Genomic DNA, 16163 nt, shown 5'->3' with positions numbered 1-16163 from the left:
CACCTGCGTGCCGGCCTGCGACCGGCGGCGCCGCCCCTCGCCAAGGCTTGCCGCGCCGGACCGCTCGCGCATCGCCGCAGCGGCACGCCATGGCCGAGCGCGCACGCTCGGCCATGGCGCAGGCAGCTCAGGCGTCGACCGCGACGAAACCTCCGGTCTGCCGCGCCCACAGCCGTGCGTACAGGCCGCCGCGCGCGACCAGTTCGGCGTGGGTGCCGGTTTCGACGATCGCGCCCTGGTCCATCACCACCAGCCGGTCCATCCGCGCGATGGTCGAGAGCCGGTGCGCGATCGCGATCACCGTCTTGCCCGCCATCAGCTCGTCCAGGCTGTCCTGGATCGCCGCCTCCACTTCCGAATCCAGCGCCGAGGTGGCTTCGTCCAGCACCAGGATCGGCGCGTCCTTCAGCAGCACCCGGGCGATGGCGATGCGCTGGCGCTGGCCGCCGGACAGCTTGACCCCGCGTTCGCCGACATGCGCGTCGTAGCCGCTGCGGCCTTCGCCGTCGCGCAGCGCGTCGATGAAGCCGTCGGCGCGCGCCTTGCGCACCGCCGCGTGCAGTTGCGCCTGGCTGGCATCGGGGCGGCCGTACAGCAGGTTGTCGCGGATCGAGCGGTGCAGCAGCGAGGTGTCCTGGGTGACCAGGCCGATCTGCCCGCGCAGGCTCTCCTGGGTCACCATGGCGATGTCCTGGCCGTCGATCAGAATGCGCCCGCTCTCCAGGTCGTACAGCCGCAGCAACACGTTGACCAGGGTCGATTTGCCGGCGCCGGACGGCCCCACCAGGCCGATCTTCTCGCCCGCGCGCACCTGCAGGTCGAGCCCGGCGATGACCCCGCCGCGCTTGCCGTAGTGGAAATGGATGTGCTCGAAACGCACCTCGCCGCGGCTCACCTGCAGCGCCTGCGCATCGGCGCGATCCTGCACCTGGATCGGCTGGGCCACGCTCTCCATGCCGTCCTGCACCGTGCCGATGTCCTCGAAGATGCCGTTGACCACCCACATGATCCAGCCGGACATGTTGTGGATGCGGATCACCAGTCCGGTGGCCAGGGTGATCGCGCCGACGCTGATCCGCCCCTGGCTCCACAGCCACATGGCCAGCGCGCAGGTGCCGACGATCAGGAAGCCGTTCAACGCCGCGATCGACAGGTCCATGGCGGTGGTCATGCGGGTCTGCCCGCGGTGCTTGACCGCCAGTTCCTGGATCGACTCGCGCACGTAGGCCTCTTCGCGCCGGGCATGCGCGAACAGTTTCAGCGTGGCGATGTTGGTGTAGCCGTCGACGATGCGGCCCATCGCCTTGGAGCGCGCCTCCGAGGCGATCCACGCGCGCCGCTGCATGCGCGGCACGAAGTACGCCATCAGCGCCACGTAGGCGACCAGCCAGCCGATCAGCGGCAGCATCAAGCGCATGTCGGCCTGCGCGAACAGGTACAGCGCGGTGCCGGTGTAGACCAGGATGTACCACAGCGCATCGACCATCTGCACCGCCGATTCACGCAGCGAGGTGCCGGTCTGCATGACCCGGTTGGCGATGCGCCCGGCGAAATCGTTCTGGAAGAAATTCAGGCTCTGCCGCACCACGTAGTTGTGCATCAGCCAGCGCGTGCGATTGCTCAGCCCGGGCATGATCGCCTGGTTGACCAGCAGGTTGTGCAGCCCGGTCAGCAGCGGCCGCGCGACCAGGGTGATGGCGGCCATCCACAGCAGTTCGTCGCGGTGGCGCGCGAAGAAATCCGGCCCCGGCGCTTCGGCGACCAGGTCGACGATGCGGGCGAGGAAATCGAACATCGCCACCTCGACCAGCGCCAGCAGCAGCCCGGCCACCAGGGTGGCGGCGAACACCGGCCACACCGGGCGCAGGTAGAACGCATAGAAGCGCCAGACCCCGCGCGGCGGAGTGCGCGGGTCGATGGCGGGGAACACGGGAATCAGCGACTCGAACCAGCGGAACATTGCAGACCATCCTCTTGCAAGACGCGCAGCGTAGCCGATGCCGGTGTTCTCGCCGTGTGTGCTTGCGCCGGGCGGCGCGGCGTGCGCACGCGTTCCGGCCTCAGGCGAACGGCCCGAAGCCGCTGCGGTACACCGATGGCGCCACGCCCACGTTGCGCCGGAACGCGGCCCGGAACGCCTCCAGCGTCTCGAAGCCGCAGGCCGCGGCCACCCGCTCCAGATCCAGCCGTCCGTCCTCCAGCAAGGCTTTCGCCGCGCGTACCCGCTCCTGCTGCAGCCAGTGCGCCGGGGTGGTGCCGATCGCCGCCTTGAAGCGGCGATAGAAGTTGCGCTCGCTCATCGCCGCGGCCCGGGCCAGGTCCGCAGCGCCGATGCCGGCATGCAGTTGCTGCCGCGCCCAGTCGAACACGCCGTCGAACGGATGGCGGCGCGGCGCGACGACCGGGCTGGCGACGAACTGGCGTTGCCCGCCCTCGCGGTGCGGCAGCATCACCAGGCGCTGCGCCACGCGGTTGGCCACGGCGGTGCCGAAGTCGCTGCGGATCAGGTGCAGGCCGGCATCGATGCCGGCGGCGCTGCCGGCCGAGGTCACGATGCGGCCGTCTTCCACGTACAGCGCATCGCAGACCAGGGTGCTGGCCGGGAAGCGGTCACGGAACTGCTGCGCGTAACGCCAATGCGTGGTCGCCCTGCGCCCGTCGAGCAGCCCGCAATGGCCGAGCAGGAACGCGCCCGAGCAGATCGACAGCAGCCGCGCGCCGCGGGCGTGCGCAGCGCACAGGGCGGCCTTCAACGCGGCAGCCGGCAACACCGCCGGCCCGCTCCAGCCCGGCACCACGATGGTGTGCGCCTTGCGCAGCAGTTCCAGTCCGCCGTCGGCGGCGACCCGCAGCCCGCCGATGCCGCTGTGCACCTTGCGCGCGGTCATCGCCACGCCGAAGCGGTACCACGGCACGTCCAGTTCCGGCCGCGGCAGGCCGAACAGCTCGGCGGCGATGCCGAACTCGAACAGGCACAGGTTCGGATAGGCCAGCGCGACCACGTAGGGCGGCTTTTTGGTCATGGCAGAAAACGACCGATGTTCGTCAACCCTGCCAGTGTAGCCGCCGTGGCGCCGGCGGCACACTGGCCGCTCCCATCCCGAGGACACGCCCATGCCCAACCCCGTGCTGCAGACACCTGCCGCCTCCAGCGCCGAGGCGCTGCGCCATTTCGCCGCCAAGCGGTCGCTGGAAACCGATTGCTGGGATGTGCACGAAGCGGTGTCCGCCGCCGATGCTGGCTTCGTCCTGCTCGATGTCCGTTCCCCGGCGCTGTACGCACAGGGCCACCTGCCGGGCGCGATCAACCTGCCGCACGCCAAGCTCGTCCCGGGCAAGCTGTCCGCCTATCCGGCCGACACCCTGTTCGTGGTGTATTGCGCCGGCCCGCATTGCAATGGCGCCGACAAGGCGGCGCTGCGCCTGGCCACGCTGCAACGCCCGGTGAAGCTGATGATCGGCGGCATCACCGGCTGGCTGGACGAAGGCTTCGCGCTGGTGCGCGGCGCCACCGGCGCGGACCCCGCATGATCCGCCGCGCCGGCGCCGACGACAGTGCGGCACTGGTCACCCTGTGCGCGGCGCATGCCCGCTTCGAACGCGCGCCGGCAGGCACGGCACCCGATGCGGACGGTTTGCGCGCCGGGCTGTCGGGTGCATCGCCCGCGGTGTTCGCCTGGGTCGCCGAAGAGGCCGCGGTCGCGATCGGCTACGCCAGCGGGCATGCCGGCTTCTGCACCTGGCGCGGACGCCGCATGTTCCATCTCGACTGCCTGTCTCTGCGCGAGCAGTGGCGCGGAAAGGACTCGGCCGAGCGTTGCTGGATGCCGTCGTCGGCCACGCCTGCGAGCACGGTGCCGAGCGTGTGGAATGGCTGACGCCGTGCTGGAACGCGCCGGCCATCGGTTTCTACCGGCGGCTCGGTGCGACGGACGAGCCGAAACAGCGTTTCAGGCTCGCGATCCAGGCACGGCGTTAAGCCGCCTCTGTCTGCGTGCGGCCAGGCAGCCGTTCCCCATCGACCTGCCGATCTGCGTCCATTCCCGACTCGGCGACGCCGCGCAGCGAAACGCGGACAGCGGCATCGCCGCCGCGCTCATTCCGCGCCATGGCAGCACACGCACAGCTTGTTCCCGTCCAGGTCGCGGAAGTACGCGCCGTAATAGTCCGGATGATAGTGCGGGCGCAGCCCGGGCGCGCCTTCGCAGCGCGCGCCCTGGGCCAGCGCCAGCGCATGGCAGCGCTCCACCTGCGTCCGGTTCGCCGCCTGCAATGCGAGCATCTGCCCGTTGCCGGGGGTCGCCGGCCGGCCATCGAAGGCACGGCCGATCAGCAGCAGCGGCCGCGGCGCATCCGGCGGCGTCCAGCCGGCCCAGCCGCGCACGTCGTCGCGAAATTTCAGCTGCTGCCCCAGCGCCTGCAACAGCGGCGCGTAGAACGCGAACGCGGCCGGAAAGTCGTTCACCCCGAGGTGCACATGCGAGAGCATCGGCATCGCCTCGCTCACGACGCGGCGGCCACCGGGGTCAGCAGCAGATCCTGGAAGTCGAAGCTGAAATCGGTCAGCGGCGAAATCGCCTCCATGCGCACTTCGCGCACCTTGCCGTCCGGCGTCAGCGCGAAATTGACGAAGGCATCGGCATTGAGCGAACGGTCGCGCCAGCGCACGATGAAGGTGTCGTGCTGCCAGTGCTCCAGCGTGCCGACCAGTTGCGCGGTCTTGCTGAAGCGCAGTTCCAACTGCTTGCCGCGCTGCACGATCGCCACCTCGCCGTACCACGGATCGCGATAAGTCCCTGCGTAACCGGCCAGCGGCAACGATGGCTTGGAGGTGGCGTCGCGCGCGGCCTGGTGCTTGTGCCAGTCCTCGTCGGCCTTCGCGTCGGCCTTGGCCACCGCGGCGGCATAGGCGGCGGTCCAGTCGGTCGCCGGCGCGCCCAGGTAGGCGTCGAGCACCTGCAGGGTGAGCGCGTTGAACGCGGCGCCCACTTCCTGATTGGTCAGCACGATCACGCCCAGTTTCTGCTCCGGCAGCAGGGTCAGCCGCGACACCATGCCCGGCCAGCCGCCGGTGTGCCAGACCAGCTTGTGCCCGCGATAGTCGCTCAGGCTCCAGCCCTCGCCGTAGCCGGCGAAGTTCGGCTTGGCCGGCAGCAGTTGCGGCACGCTCGGCTCGGCGATGGCGATCGGGGTGATCACCTGCCACATCTCCTGCTGCCGCTGCGCACTGAACAAACGCCGCTCCTGGCCATCGGCCGACGGCAGGCGGCCGCCGTCGAGCTGCACCTGCATCCACTTGGCCATGTCGTGCACGCTGGCATAGATGCCGCCGGCGCCGGAATTGTTCGACCAGGTCAGCGGCGGCACCGGACGCAGCTCGCGGAAATCGAACCTGGCATGGCCGACCGCGGCGCGATCGCCCGGCTGCAGGTAGTCGCTGTTGATGCGCGTGCCGCTCATGCCCACCGGCACGAAGATGCGCTGGCGCACGAACTCGGCGTAGGACTGCCCGGAGACCTGCTCGATCACCTTCTGCGCCACCGCGTAGAGGATGTTGTCGTAGGCATAGCGGTCGCGGAAGCTGCCCTTCAGCGGCACCTGCGCCAGGCGCCGCACCACGTCCTCGTTGCTGTAGCTGGTCGCCGGCCAGAACAGCAGGTCGCCGGCGCCCAGGCTCAGCCCGCTGCGGTGGCTGAGCAGGTCGCGCACGCGCATCTCGCGGGTCACGTAGGGATCGGCCATCTGGAACCACGGCAGGTGTTCGATGACCCGGTCGTCGAGTTTCAGCTTGCCCTCGTCGGCCAGGATCGACAGCGCCGCGGCGGTGAACGCCTTGGTGTTGGAGGCGATCGCGAACAGGGTCTGCGCGTCCACCGGCTCGGGCTTGCCCAGTTCGCGCACGCCGTAGCCGCGCTCCAGCACCACCTGCCCGTCCTTGACGATGGCGATGGCGATGCCGGGCACGTCGAACTGCTTGCGCACGCGCTCGACCCGCGCATCCAGGTCCTGCAGCGCAGGCGGCAATGCGGCGTTGGCGTTGGCGTTGGCGTTGGCGTCGACCGCGGCCGGCGCTTGCGCCTGCGCGGTGGCGGCCATCGCCAGCAGCAGGCAGCCCATCGACAGAGTCTTCAAATCGGTATCTCCAGCAAGGAAGGGAAAAGGCGCAGGCGCGCTCACGCCGGCAGCAGCGCCTGCGCGGCGACCAGCACGCCGTTGCGATCGGCATACAGCCAGTGCCCGGGCACGAACGCCACGCCGGCGAAGTGCAGCGGCACATCGACCTCGCCAAGGCCGCGTTTTTCGGTCTTGCGCGGGCATGCGGCCAGCGCCTGCACGCCCAGCGGCAGCGCCGCCAACGCCTCCACGTCGCGCACGCCGCCGTGGATCAGCAGCCCGGCCCAGCCGTGCCGCACCGCGTTCCCGGCGATCTGGTCGCCAAGCAGCGCGCAGCGCAGCGAGCCCTGCCCATCGACGACGATGACGCGGCCGGCACCGGGCGTGGCCGCCAGTTCGCGCACCCGCGAGTTGTCCTCGAAACAGCGCACGGTGACGATCGGCCCGCAGAACGCGGCGTGGCCGCCGTAGCTGCGGAACAGCGGCTCGGCGACCTGCACCTCGGGATGGTCGTCGCACAGATCGGGCGTGGTCCAGGTCATGGTCGGTCGGGCAGCGGGCGTTGCCTGGATGGTAGCGCGATGCCCGCAGCGGCGGCAGCGGCCATTGCATGCAAGCGTGCCGCCGCGGCCGTTGCGCGCGCCATGCACGCGGCATCGGCGCGGGCTGCGGCACAATTCGCCTCCCCGTCCGCGCCGACAACCATGCCATGAACGATCTCTTCGACTCCGCCCCGGCCGCGCCGGACGGCATCCGCGTCGGCATCGGCGGCTGGACCTATGCGCCGTGGCGCGGCGGCATGTTCTACCCGCAGGGGCTGGTGCAACGCCGCGAGCTGGAATACGCCAGCCGCCAGGTCAGCAGCATCGAGATCAACGGCACCTACTACGGCATGCAGAAGCCGGACACCTATGCGCGCTGGCGCGACGAGACACCGGCGGATTTCCTGTTCTCGGCCAAGGCGCCCAAGCGCATCACCGGCCTGCGCAAGCTGGCCGCGGCCGGCGCGCAGATCGAGGATTTCGTCGGCGGCATCGCCACGCTCGGCGACAAGCTCGGCCCGCTGGTCTGGCAGTTCGAGCACGGCCGCACGCTCGCGCTCGACGAGCTCGCCGCGTTCCTGGAGCTGCTGCCGCAGCAGGCCGGCGGCCGCCGCCTGCGGCATGTGCTGGAAGTGCGCGACCCGGCCTGCGTCGGACCGCAGTTGCTGGACCTGGTGCGCCGCCACGGCGTGGCCACGGTGTTCACCGATTCGCCCGACTTCCCCTCCTTCGCCGACCTCAGCGCCGACTTCGTCTACGCGCGGCTGATGCGCAGCCGCGCCGCGCTGGCCCACGGCTATGCGCCCGAGGAACTGCGCGCCTGGGCCGAACAGGCGCAGGCCTGGCGTCGCGGCCAGGACCCGGACACGCTGCCGCATGCCGCCATGCCGGCCGCCAAGGCCAGGCCGCGCGAGGTCTTCCTCTATTTCATCAGCGCCGCCAAGGAGCGCAATCCGGCCGCGGCGACGGCGCTGCTGGCCGAGCTCGGCAAGCGCTGAGCAGCGCCGCGACACGGCGGTGCTGCCGGCGCAGGACGCAGCCTGGCTGAACTGTCTACAGACAGCGGACGCGACGCTGCAACGGATGCCCCATGTCTGCGGTACAAACGGGTCCGCAATCGCCCCCGGATACCGAACCGATGCAGATCAAGCGCGCCCTCGAACGCCTGCCAGGCGGCATGATGCTGGTCCCGCTGTTCCTGGGCGCCGCCTGCCACGGCGCGTGGCCGCAGGCGGGCGAATTCTTCGGCTCTTTCACCCAGGGCCTGATCGGCGGCACCGTGCCGATCCTGGCGGTGTGGTTCTTCTGCATGGGCGCGTCGATCCGCTTGCGCGCCAGCGGCCGGGTGCTGCGCCAGTCCGGCGTGCTGATGCTGACCAAGATCGCCGTCGCCTGGCTGGTGGCGGTGGCCGCCTCGCACCTGCTGCCGCCGGACGGCATCGGCGAGGGCTATCTGAAAGGCCTCTCGGTGCTGGCACTGGTCGCGGCGATGGACATGACCAATGGCGGGCTGTTCGCGTCGATCATGCAGCAGTACGGCGAACCCGGCGAGGCCGGCGCGGTGATATTGATGTCGCTGGAATCCGGACCGCTGGTGACCATGATCATCCTCGGCAGCGCCGGCATCGCCGGATTCGAACCGCGCCTGTTCGTCGGCGCGGTGTTGCCGCTGCTGGCCGGCTTCGCGCTGGGCAATCTGGATCCGCAACTGCGCGCGTTGTTCGGCGGCGCGGTGCCGGCGCTGATTCCGTTCTTCGCCTTCGCCCTGGGCAATACCCTGGACCTGCACGTGATCGCCAGCGCCGGCCTGCCCGGCGTGCTGCTCGGCCTGGCGGTCGTCGTCGTCACCGGAATCCCGTTGCTGCTCGCCGACCGGCTGTTGGGCGGCGGTACCGGCAGCGCCGGCATCGCCGCCTCCAGCACCGCTGGCGCGGCGGTGGCGACGCCCGCGCTGATCGCGACGATGGCGCCGCAATTCCGCGCCAGCGCGCCGGCCGCCACCGCCCTGGTGGCGGCCTCGGTGATCGTGACCTCGCTGCTGGTGCCGATCCTCACCGCACTGCATGCACGGATGGTCGCCAAGCCGGCAACGCAGCGCGAATAGGACGGATCGCGCGCGCCACCCATCGCGGTGGCGCACCGGTTTACGCGACAATGGCCGCATGCCCCTGCACCCCACGACCAAAGCCCAGCTGCAAATCCACTTCTGCGTGCTGCTGTGGGGAATCACCGCGATCCTCGGCAAGCTGATCACCCTGCCGGCCTTGCCGCTGGTGTGGTGGCGGATGCTGATGGTGGTGGCGGCGCTGGCGCTGCTGCCGCGGGTGTGGCGCGGGCTGGCCGCGCTGACCCCGAAGCTGGCGCTCGGTTACGCCGTGGTCGGCGCGTTGGTCGGCCTGCACTGGTTGACCTTCTATGGCGCGATCAAGCTGGCCAATGCCTCGGTGGCGGCGACCTGCATCGCGCTGGCGCCGGTGTTCACCGCGGTGATCGAACCGTGGGTGGCCAAGCGTCCGTTCCGCCCCAGCGAACTGGTGTTCGGCCTGGCGGTGCTGCCGGGCGTGGCGCTGGTGGTCGGCGGCGTGCCCGACGGAATGCGCGCCGGGGTGGCGGTCGGCGCGGTGTCGGCGCTGTTCGTCGCCGCGTTCGGCTCGCTCAACAAACGCCTGGTCGACCATGCCGACCCGTTGACCGTGACCGCCCTGGAACTGGGCGCCGGCACCCTGACCCTGACCTTGCTGGCGCCGCTGCTGCCGTTCGTGCTGCCGGCGCTGAGCGGCCCGTTGCTGGTGCTGCCGAGCCTGCACGACACCTTGCTGCTGCTGGCCCTGGCGTTGCTGTGCACGCTGCTGCCGTTCGCGCTGGCGCTGGTCGCGCTGCGCCGCCTCAGCGCGTACGCAGTGCAACTGGTGACCAACCTGGAGCCGGTCTACGCGATCGTGTTCGCGATCCTGCTGCTGGACGAGCAGAAGCAACTCACCGCACTGTTCTACCTGGGCGTGGCGGTGATCCTGGGCGCGGTGTTCCTGCATCCGTTGCTGACCCGCACCAGGCCGCTGCGGCACCCGGAACTGCTGGCCACGTCCGAAGCGAAGAACGCGCTGGAGTGAACCCGACGCCGGCGCGGTTCACTGCGCCAGCGAGACGCAATCGCGGCCGGCGCGCTTGGCCCGGTACAGCGCCAGGTCGGCGCGCTTGAGCAATTGATCGGCGTTTTCGCCCGGCTGCTGGGTGGCCACGCCGAAGCTGGCGGTCAACGGCACGCCGAGCTGCAGCAGAGAGACTTCCTGGCGCAGCGTCTCGCATTCGTGCATGGCCTGGCGCGCGTCCAGCCCCGGCAGCAGGATCGCGAACTCCTCGCCGCCGTAGCGCGCGACCAGGCTGCCCGGCGGCACCTGCGCGCGCAGCATGTCGGCCAGCGCCAGCAGCACCGCGTCGCCCTTGTCGTGGCCGTGCAGATCGTTGATGTGCTTGAAATAGTCCAGGTCCAGCAAGGCCAGGCTGAGCGGCACGGCGCCGAACTGCGCCGTCTCCGCGTTGACCATCAACGCGGTGGCGAAGGCGCGGCGGTTGAACAGCCCGGTCAACGGATCGGTGCGCGATTGCTCGAGCAGGTCGGCGTTGAGCGATTCCAGCGAAGCCTGGTATCGGGCCAGTTGCTGCTCGTAGCGTTCGCGTTCGCGCAGTTGCAGCGCCAGCGCGTGGCTGGTGCGGCGCAGCTCGATCAATTGCATCACCTGCCGCGACAGCGCCTGCAGCGCCACCACCTGCTCCGGTTCGAGCGTGCGCGGACGGTGGTCGAGCACGCACAGCGCACCCACCGCCAGCCCCTCGCGGTTCAACAGCGGCGCACCTGCATAGAAGCGGACGCCGACCTCGGTGACCAGCGGATTGAACGCGAACCGCGGGTCCGCAGCCGCGTCCGTGACCACCAGCACGTCCTGCGGGGCGAGAATGGTGTGGCCGCAGAACGAGGCGTCGCGCGAGGTGCTGAGCAGGGTGACGTTGCGCTGCGACTTCAGCCACTGCCGCTCCTCGTCGACCAGCGAGATCAGCGCCGAGGGCGTGTCGCACAGGCTGGCGGCGATGCCGACCAGGTCGTCGTAGGACGCCTCCGGCTCGGTGTCCAGGATCTGCAGCGCATGCAGCGCGTGCAGGCGGTCGGCTTCGTTGTCGGGCTTGCGTGGCTTGATCACGGGAGCGGGCGGCAGGGCAGCGGGATGCGCCGCGGAGTATCGCCACTTTCGGCACAAATGCCAGTGAAAAGCCGCGCCGCGGCCGACCTCACCAGTCCTGGCGCTGCGGCAGCAGGCCGCGCAGCTCCTGCTCGGTGAGGTTGCGCCACTGGCCCGGCTTCAGCGCGCCGAGCTTGATGTTGTCGATGCGCACGCGGCGCAGTTGGGTGACGCGGTAGTCGAACGCGGCGGCCATCAGCCGGATCTGCCGGTTCAGGCCCTGCTCGAGCACGACGCGGAAGCCGAACTTGGCGATCCGCGCGGTGCGGCACGGCAGCGTGGTCTCGTTGTGCACGCGCACCCCGCGCGCCATGCCGCGCAGGAACTCGTCGCTGACCGGCTTGTTCACCGCCACCAGGTATTCCTTCTGGTGGCGGTTCTCGGCGCGCAGGATCTCGTTGACGATGTCGCCGTTGCTGGTCATCAGGATCAGGCCTTCGGACTCCTTGTCCAGGCGCCCGATCGGGAAGATGCGCTGCTCGTGGCCGACGAAATCGACGATGTTGCCCTTGACCTCGCTCTCGGTGGTGCAGGTCACCCCGACCGGCTTGTTCAGCGCGATGTAGACGTGGCGGCGGCCGGATTTCTGCTTGGCGCGCGCGCGCAGCGGCTGGCCGTCGACCTGCACCTCGTCGCCCTCGCCCACCACTGCACCGACCCCGCCGGGCCGGCCGTTGACGGTGACGCGGCGCGCGGCGATCAGCCGGTCGGCCTCGCGGCGCGAACAGTAGCCGGTCTCGGCGATGTGCTTGTTGAGGCGGACGGACATGGGCTGGGAATGGGGAATGGGGAATCGGGAGTGGCAAGAGCGGGCTGCTGCCATCTGGGGCAATGGCTAGCTCCGGGAAGGAAGGGGGGTGCGGCAGCGGGGACGCCCCATTCCCGATTCCCTACTCCCTATTCCCGGCTCTTCAGCGCTTCGGCGGCCCCTTGCGCGGCGGGCGCTCGCCGGCCTTGTCGGCCAGGCGGGTGGCCGCGCCGGCCGGGCGCGGACCGGCCGCGTTCGGGCGGCCGCCGGGCTTGCCCGCGGCACGCGCGAACTTCGGCTTGAACGGCGCGCTGGCGCCGGCATCGTCGCCGTCGAGCTTGCGCATCTGCAGTTGCTGGCCGGAGACCCAGACCTTCTTCAGGTGGGTCAGCAGCTCGCGCGGCATGTCCGCCGGCAGGTCCAGCACCGAATGGTCGTCGTGGATGTCGATGCGGCCGATGTACTTGCTCTCCAGGCCGGCCTCGTTGGCGATGGCGCCGACGATGTTGGCCGGCTTGACCCCATGCTGGTGGCCGACCTCGATGCGGTAGGTCTCCATGCCCACCTCCGGCTCGCCGCGCGGCGCCTTCGGCGCCTTGTCGCGGCGCGGCGCCTCGAAGCTGCCGACGTCGCGCTGGTAGTCGAAGTCGGGGCCGTGCCCGGCCGGCGCGGGGCGCGGCGCACGCGGCGCGCGCTCGCCCTCGTCGCGGCGCGGCGGGCGCGCCTCGCGATCGAACTTCGGCTCGAACCTGGGACGCTCCGTGCGTTCGCCGCGGTCGGCGCGCTCGCGGCGCTCGGCGCCGGGCCGCTCGAAGCGCTCGCCCTGCGGCGGACGCGCGCGCTCCGGCGCCAGCAACAGCGGCGTGTCGCCCTGCAGCAGGCGCGCCAGCGCCGCGGCGACCTCGACCATCGGCACGTTCTTCTCGGTCTCGAAGCGCTGCAGCAGCTCGCGGTACATGTCGATGCCGCCGCCGGCGATGGTCTCGCTGATCTTCTCCATGAAGCGGGTCACGCGCTGGTCGTTGACCGCGTCCACGCTCGGCAGCTGCATCTCCTCGATCGGCTGCCGGGTGGCGCGCTCGATCGCGCGCAGCATGCCCTTCTCGCGCGGGCTGACGAACAGGATCGCCTCGCCGCTGCGGCCGGCGCGGCCGGTGCGGCCGATGCGGTGCACGTAGCTTTCGGTGTCGTACGGGATGTCGTAGTTCAGCACGTGGCTGATCCGCTCCACGTCCAGGCCGCGCGCGGCCACGTCGGTGGCGACCAGGATGTCGAGCTTGCCGTCCTTGAGCTGCTGGATCACCCGCTCGCGCTGCGACTGCTGGATGTCGCCGTTGATCGCCGCGGCGGCCAGGCCGCGCGCCTGCAGCTTCTGCGCCAGCTCGTCGGTGGCGGCCTTGGTGCGCGCGAACACGATCATCGCGTCGAACGGCTCCACTTCCAGGATCCGGGTCAGCGCGTCGAGCTTGTGCAACCCGCTGACCGCCCAGTAACGCTGGCGGATGTTCGCCGACGTGGTGGTCTTGGAGGCGATGATGACTTCGGCCGGATCGTTCAGATAGGTCTGCGCGATGCGCTTGATCGCGGTCGGCATGGTCGCCGAGAACAGCGCCACCTGGCGCGAGGCCGGCAGCTTCTTCAGCACCGCCTCGACGTCGTCGATGAAGCCCATGCGCAGCATCTCGTCGGCCTCGTCCAGCACCAGCGTCTTCAGCTCCGACAGGTCCAGGGTGCCGCGCTCGAGGTGGTCGATGACCCGGCCCGGGGTGCCCACCACCACGTGCACGCCGCGCTTGAGCGCCGACAGCTGCTGCACGTAGGGCTGGCCGCCGTACACCGGCAGCACCTGGAAGCCGGGGATCGCGCCGGCGTAGCGGTGGAACGCCTCGGCGACCTGGATCGCCAGCTCGCGGGTCGGCGCCAGCACCAGCGCCTGCGGCTTGCGCTGGTTGAAGTCCAGCCGCGACAGGATCGGCAGCGCGAACGCGGCGGTCTTGCCGGTGCCGGTCTGGGCCTGGCCGAGCAGGTCGCGGCCGGTCAGCAGCGCGGGAATGGTGGCGGCCTGGATCGGCGACGGCGACTCGTAGCCGACATCGGCGACGGCCTTCATCACAGCAGGCGAGAGGCCGAGATCTGCGAACAGCAGCGGCGCGGGGGTATCTTGGGACATGGGAGACTCCGGAGGCGCCGCAGAGAACCGGCAGGCGCAAAGAAGCACATTGTGCGCCTTGGCGGGCCGCATGTCGAAACCACGTGAACGAAACCGTTCAGGCGTGAGAAACCCCGGCCTGCCGCGAACCACCTTGCAGCCCCTTCCGCGACCCGCCCGATGCCCGACGCTCCCACCCCTGCCGCCCCACCCCCAGCCGACTTCGCCACGCTGTTCCAGGCGCACCGCGGCATCGCCGCGAAAGTGGCCGGCAGCTATTGCCGGGATCCGGACGACCGTGCCGACCTGATCCAGGAGATCGCCGCGCAGGCCTGGCGGGCCTTCCCCCGCTACGACCGGCAGCGGCCGTTCTCCACCTGGCTGTACCGGATCGCGCTGAACGTGGCGATCGGCGACCTGCGCGGGCGCAGCCGCGCGCACCGGCAGACCCTGCCGCTGCAGGACCTGGACATCGCCGACCCGCACCCCGCCGATCCGGAGCGCGAACGCCAGGTGCAGGCGCTGTACCGCTTCATCGCCCAGCTGCCGCCGCTGGAGCGGGCGCTGGCGCTGCTGTACCTGGACGACCGCCCGCAGCGCGAGATCGCCGAGATCCTGGGCATCGGCGAAAGCAACGTCTCCACCAGGATCGGCCGCCTCAAGCAACGCCTCCACGACGAACTCTGAATCCCCCACAGGAACCGACCCATGCATCCCGACGAACTGAAACAAGCCTGGCACGCGCTGGACCAGCGCCTGCAACGCCACGACCGCCTGCAAGCGCAGCTGCTGCAGCAGCACCACCTGCAGCGCGTGCAGCGCAGCCTGCGCCCGTTGCTGTGGGGCCAGCTCCTGCAGCTGCCGTTCGGCCTGTGCTGCATCGCCCTGGCCGGCCTGCTGTGGAGCCGCGGCGGTGCGTTGCCGGCGTACCTGATCGCCGCCGGCGTGGCGGTGCATGCCTATGGCGTGGTCACCGTGGCGCTGGCCGGCATCGTCCTGGGCCGGCTGCTGCACATCGACTACAGCGCGCCGGTGCTGGAGATCCAGCGGCGGATCGCGCGCGCCCGCCGCTGGTACGTCGGCAGCGGCGTGGTCTGCGGGCTGTCGTGGTGGCTGCTGTGGGTGCCGGTGCTGATGGTGCTGGCCGCGCTCGCCGGCATCGATCTGCTGGCAAGGGCGCAGGCCGTGGTATGGATCGGACTCGGCGTGGGCGTGGCGGGCATCGCGGCCAGCGCCTGGCTCTATCGCTGGTCGCGCCATCCCGGGCGAGCATGGCTGACGCGGATCGTCGACGACGGCCTGGGCGGAGCGAGCCTGCGCAAGGCCGGCCGTCTGCTCGACGAAGTGGAGCGCTTCCGGCGCGACTGAGCGCGAGCGCGCATGCGTCGCGGTGGAGGCGACGCGGTTCAGCGTGGCGCGAAGTCCGAGCGTTTCGTGCGCGAATGACCGACAATGGGCGCCGATTTCCGAACAGCGTCCCCCAATGCAGACCATCGATCTCCAGTTAGAAAGCGATTACGTCGAACTCAAGCACTTGTTGAAGCTGACCGGCGTGTGCGACAGCGGCGGCGCGGCCAAGACCGTGATCAGCGAAGGCCAGGTGCGCGTGGACGGCGAAGTCGAAGTGCGCAAGGCCTGCAAGATCCGCGCGGGCCAGGTGGTCGCGCTGGACGACGTGCAGATCCGGGTGATCGGCAAGGTATGAGCGTAGACGGCACGCCCTGCGCGCCGCTTGCCCGGCGGCACGACGCGGCCGCCGCGCCATGCTGATCAGCATCGGCATGCGCAACATCGCGCCGTCGGCGGACGATCCGCTGCACGACGTGTACGAAGTGCTGATCGATCCGGCCGCAGCGCGGCCGCTGTGCCTGGCGCAGTCCATCCATGGCGGGCATGCCGACCGTGGCGGCGCGGTCTTCCTGGGGCTGGACGAACTGGATGCCTGGGCCGGCGACTGGCGCCTGCACCTGCGCCACGCCGACTGCGCCTGGGCCATCGCGCCGATCGAAGCGGCGCAGCGCGGCGGCGATGCGCAAGCCGTCCTCGCCCAGCTCATCGCCGAAGCGGACGCACGCCGCCCCGCCCGCACGCCGCAGCGCTAGGCGCTTTCTTGCATCTGTCCCAGGCAACGATGTTTCTGTGGGAGCGACTTCAGGGCACCTCTAATAACCCCAAAAAACTCGACTAAAACGCTCGCAAGTCATTGATGCGCATAGTGCGAAATTTTTAGAATCGAGGTTGTTAGAGATGCCCTTCAGTCGCGACGGGCTCTCCCGCTAACGCCGGTCGCGACTGAAGCCGCTCCCACAATCACTTCGCCAAGCGAATAGAACAGCCGACACCGCGTGCCGATCCACAGGCCATGCCACCAATGC

At 70.2% G+C, this 16163-nt stretch carries 17 protein-coding genes; 9 read left to right on the top strand and 8 right to left on the bottom strand.

Features of this window, described 5'->3' with window-relative positions:
* Window positions 1-127 precede the first annotated feature (127 nt).
* Both NRY95_08200 and NRY95_08195 read right to left on the bottom strand, forming a co-directional pair.
* Window positions 128-1960 carry an ABC transporter ATP-binding protein/permease gene (locus tag NRY95_08200; GenBank protein ID UYC17922.1) on the bottom strand — a complete coding sequence of 611 codons (1833 nt, stop codon included), beginning with the start codon at window positions 1958-1960 and terminating at the stop codon, window positions 128-130.
* A 100-nt stretch (window positions 1961-2060) separates the two neighbouring features.
* Window positions 2061-3023: a helix-turn-helix domain-containing protein gene (locus NRY95_08195; GenBank protein ID UYC17921.1), complete on the bottom strand. Its 963-nt coding sequence runs from the start codon at window positions 3021-3023 to the stop codon at window positions 2061-2063.
* Window positions 3024-3114: 91 nt separating this feature from the next.
* Between NRY95_08195 and NRY95_08190 the strand changes: the two genes are divergently transcribed.
* The gene (locus NRY95_08190; GenBank protein ID UYC17920.1) at window positions 3115-3531 is read left to right on the top strand and encodes a rhodanese-like domain-containing protein; all 417 of its coding nucleotides are present in this window, start codon (window positions 3115-3117) and stop codon (window positions 3529-3531) included.
* Window positions 3528-3878 carry a hypothetical protein gene (locus NRY95_08185; GenBank protein UYC17919.1) on the top strand — a complete coding sequence of 117 codons (351 nt, stop codon included), beginning with the start codon at window positions 3528-3530 and terminating at the stop codon, window positions 3876-3878. The genes NRY95_08190 and NRY95_08185 overlap by 4 nt, the downstream gene beginning before the upstream one ends.
* A gap of 218 nt (window positions 3879-4096) precedes the next feature.
* On the opposite strand, the gene NRY95_08180 is transcribed toward NRY95_08185, so the two are convergent.
* Genes NRY95_08180 through rraA form a run of 3 tightly spaced genes read right to left on the bottom strand, consistent with a single transcriptional unit; the run spans window position 4097 to window position 6656 of the window.
* A complete protein-coding gene (locus NRY95_08180) occupies window positions 4097-4495 on the bottom strand; it encodes a VOC family protein (protein ID UYC17918.1) in 399 nt (132 codons plus the stop codon).
* A gap of 8 nt (window positions 4496-4503) precedes the next feature.
* Entirely contained in the window at window positions 4504-6132 is a 1629-nt protein-coding gene (locus tag NRY95_08175) for a serine hydrolase (protein ID UYC17917.1), read from the bottom strand.
* A 41-nt stretch (window positions 6133-6173) separates the two neighbouring features.
* On the bottom strand, window positions 6174-6656 hold the full coding sequence (gene rraA / locus NRY95_08170; GenBank protein ID UYC17916.1) for a ribonuclease E activity regulator RraA: 483 nt from the start codon (window positions 6654-6656) through the stop codon (window positions 6174-6176).
* A gap of 167 nt (window positions 6657-6823) precedes the next feature.
* On the opposite strand from rraA, the gene NRY95_08165 reads away from it, so the two are divergent.
* The 3 genes from NRY95_08165 to NRY95_08155 all read left to right on the top strand — a co-directional run bounded on the left by NRY95_08165 (window position 6824) and on the right by NRY95_08155 (window position 9766).
* Window positions 6824-7654 carry a DUF72 domain-containing protein gene (locus NRY95_08165; GenBank protein ID UYC17915.1) on the top strand — a complete coding sequence of 277 codons (831 nt, stop codon included), beginning with the start codon at window positions 6824-6826 and terminating at the stop codon, window positions 7652-7654.
* A 140-nt stretch (window positions 7655-7794) separates the two neighbouring features.
* Window positions 7795-8760 carry a 2-keto-3-deoxygluconate transporter gene (gene kdgT / locus NRY95_08160; protein ID UYC17914.1) on the top strand — a complete coding sequence of 322 codons (966 nt, stop codon included), beginning with the start codon at window positions 7795-7797 and terminating at the stop codon, window positions 8758-8760.
* A 58-nt stretch (window positions 8761-8818) separates the two neighbouring features.
* Window positions 8819-9766, top strand: a complete 948-nt coding sequence (locus NRY95_08155) for a DMT family transporter (protein UYC17913.1) — start codon at window positions 8819-8821, stop codon at window positions 9764-9766.
* Window positions 9767-9784: 18 nt separating this feature from the next.
* Here the strand turns inward: NRY95_08155 and NRY95_08150 are convergent, their stop codons facing one another.
* The 3 genes from NRY95_08150 to NRY95_08140 form a co-directional block, all read right to left on the bottom strand.
* The gene (locus tag NRY95_08150) at window positions 9785-10852 is read right to left on the bottom strand and encodes a sensor domain-containing diguanylate cyclase (GenBank protein ID UYC17912.1); all 1068 of its coding nucleotides are present in this window, start codon (window positions 10850-10852) and stop codon (window positions 9785-9787) included.
* An 88-nt stretch (window positions 10853-10940) separates the two neighbouring features.
* A complete protein-coding gene (locus NRY95_08145) occupies window positions 10941-11660 on the bottom strand; it encodes a pseudouridine synthase (GenBank protein ID UYC17911.1) in 720 nt (239 codons plus the stop codon).
* Window positions 11661-11802: 142 nt separating this feature from the next.
* A complete protein-coding gene (locus NRY95_08140) occupies window positions 11803-13809 on the bottom strand; it encodes a DEAD/DEAH box helicase (GenBank protein ID UYC17910.1) in 2007 nt (668 codons plus the stop codon).
* 159 nt (window positions 13810-13968) lie between these two features.
* Here NRY95_08140 and NRY95_08135 point away from each other — a divergent pair, with 159 nt between their 5' ends.
* From NRY95_08135 to NRY95_08120, 4 genes are all read left to right on the top strand, one after another.
* Window positions 13969-14475, top strand: a complete 507-nt coding sequence (locus NRY95_08135) for a sigma-70 family RNA polymerase sigma factor (GenBank protein ID UYC17909.1) — start codon at window positions 13969-13971, stop codon at window positions 14473-14475.
* Window positions 14476-14496: 21 nt separating this feature from the next.
* Complete coding sequence (locus tag NRY95_08130) at window positions 14497-15156, top strand: serine/threonine protein kinase (GenBank protein ID UYC17908.1); 660 nt, start codon at window positions 14497-14499, stop codon at window positions 15154-15156.
* Between the two features lie 115 nt (window positions 15157-15271).
* A complete protein-coding gene (locus tag NRY95_08125) occupies window positions 15272-15493 on the top strand; it encodes an RNA-binding S4 domain-containing protein (GenBank protein ID UYC17907.1) in 222 nt (73 codons plus the stop codon).
* 58 nt (window positions 15494-15551) lie between these two features.
* Window positions 15552-15890, top strand: coding sequence for a hypothetical protein (locus tag NRY95_08120; protein UYC17906.1), 339 nt, complete (start codon window positions 15552-15554; stop codon window positions 15888-15890).
* The last annotated feature ends 273 nt before the right edge of the window (window positions 15891-16163 follow it).

This window comes from Xanthomonas campestris pv. phormiicola (assembly GCA_025666215.1).
GTDB lineage: Bacteria > Pseudomonadota > Gammaproteobacteria > Xanthomonadales > Xanthomonadaceae > Xanthomonas_A > Xanthomonas_A campestris_A.
This window is presented reverse-complemented; position numbering and strand designations above follow the sequence as displayed.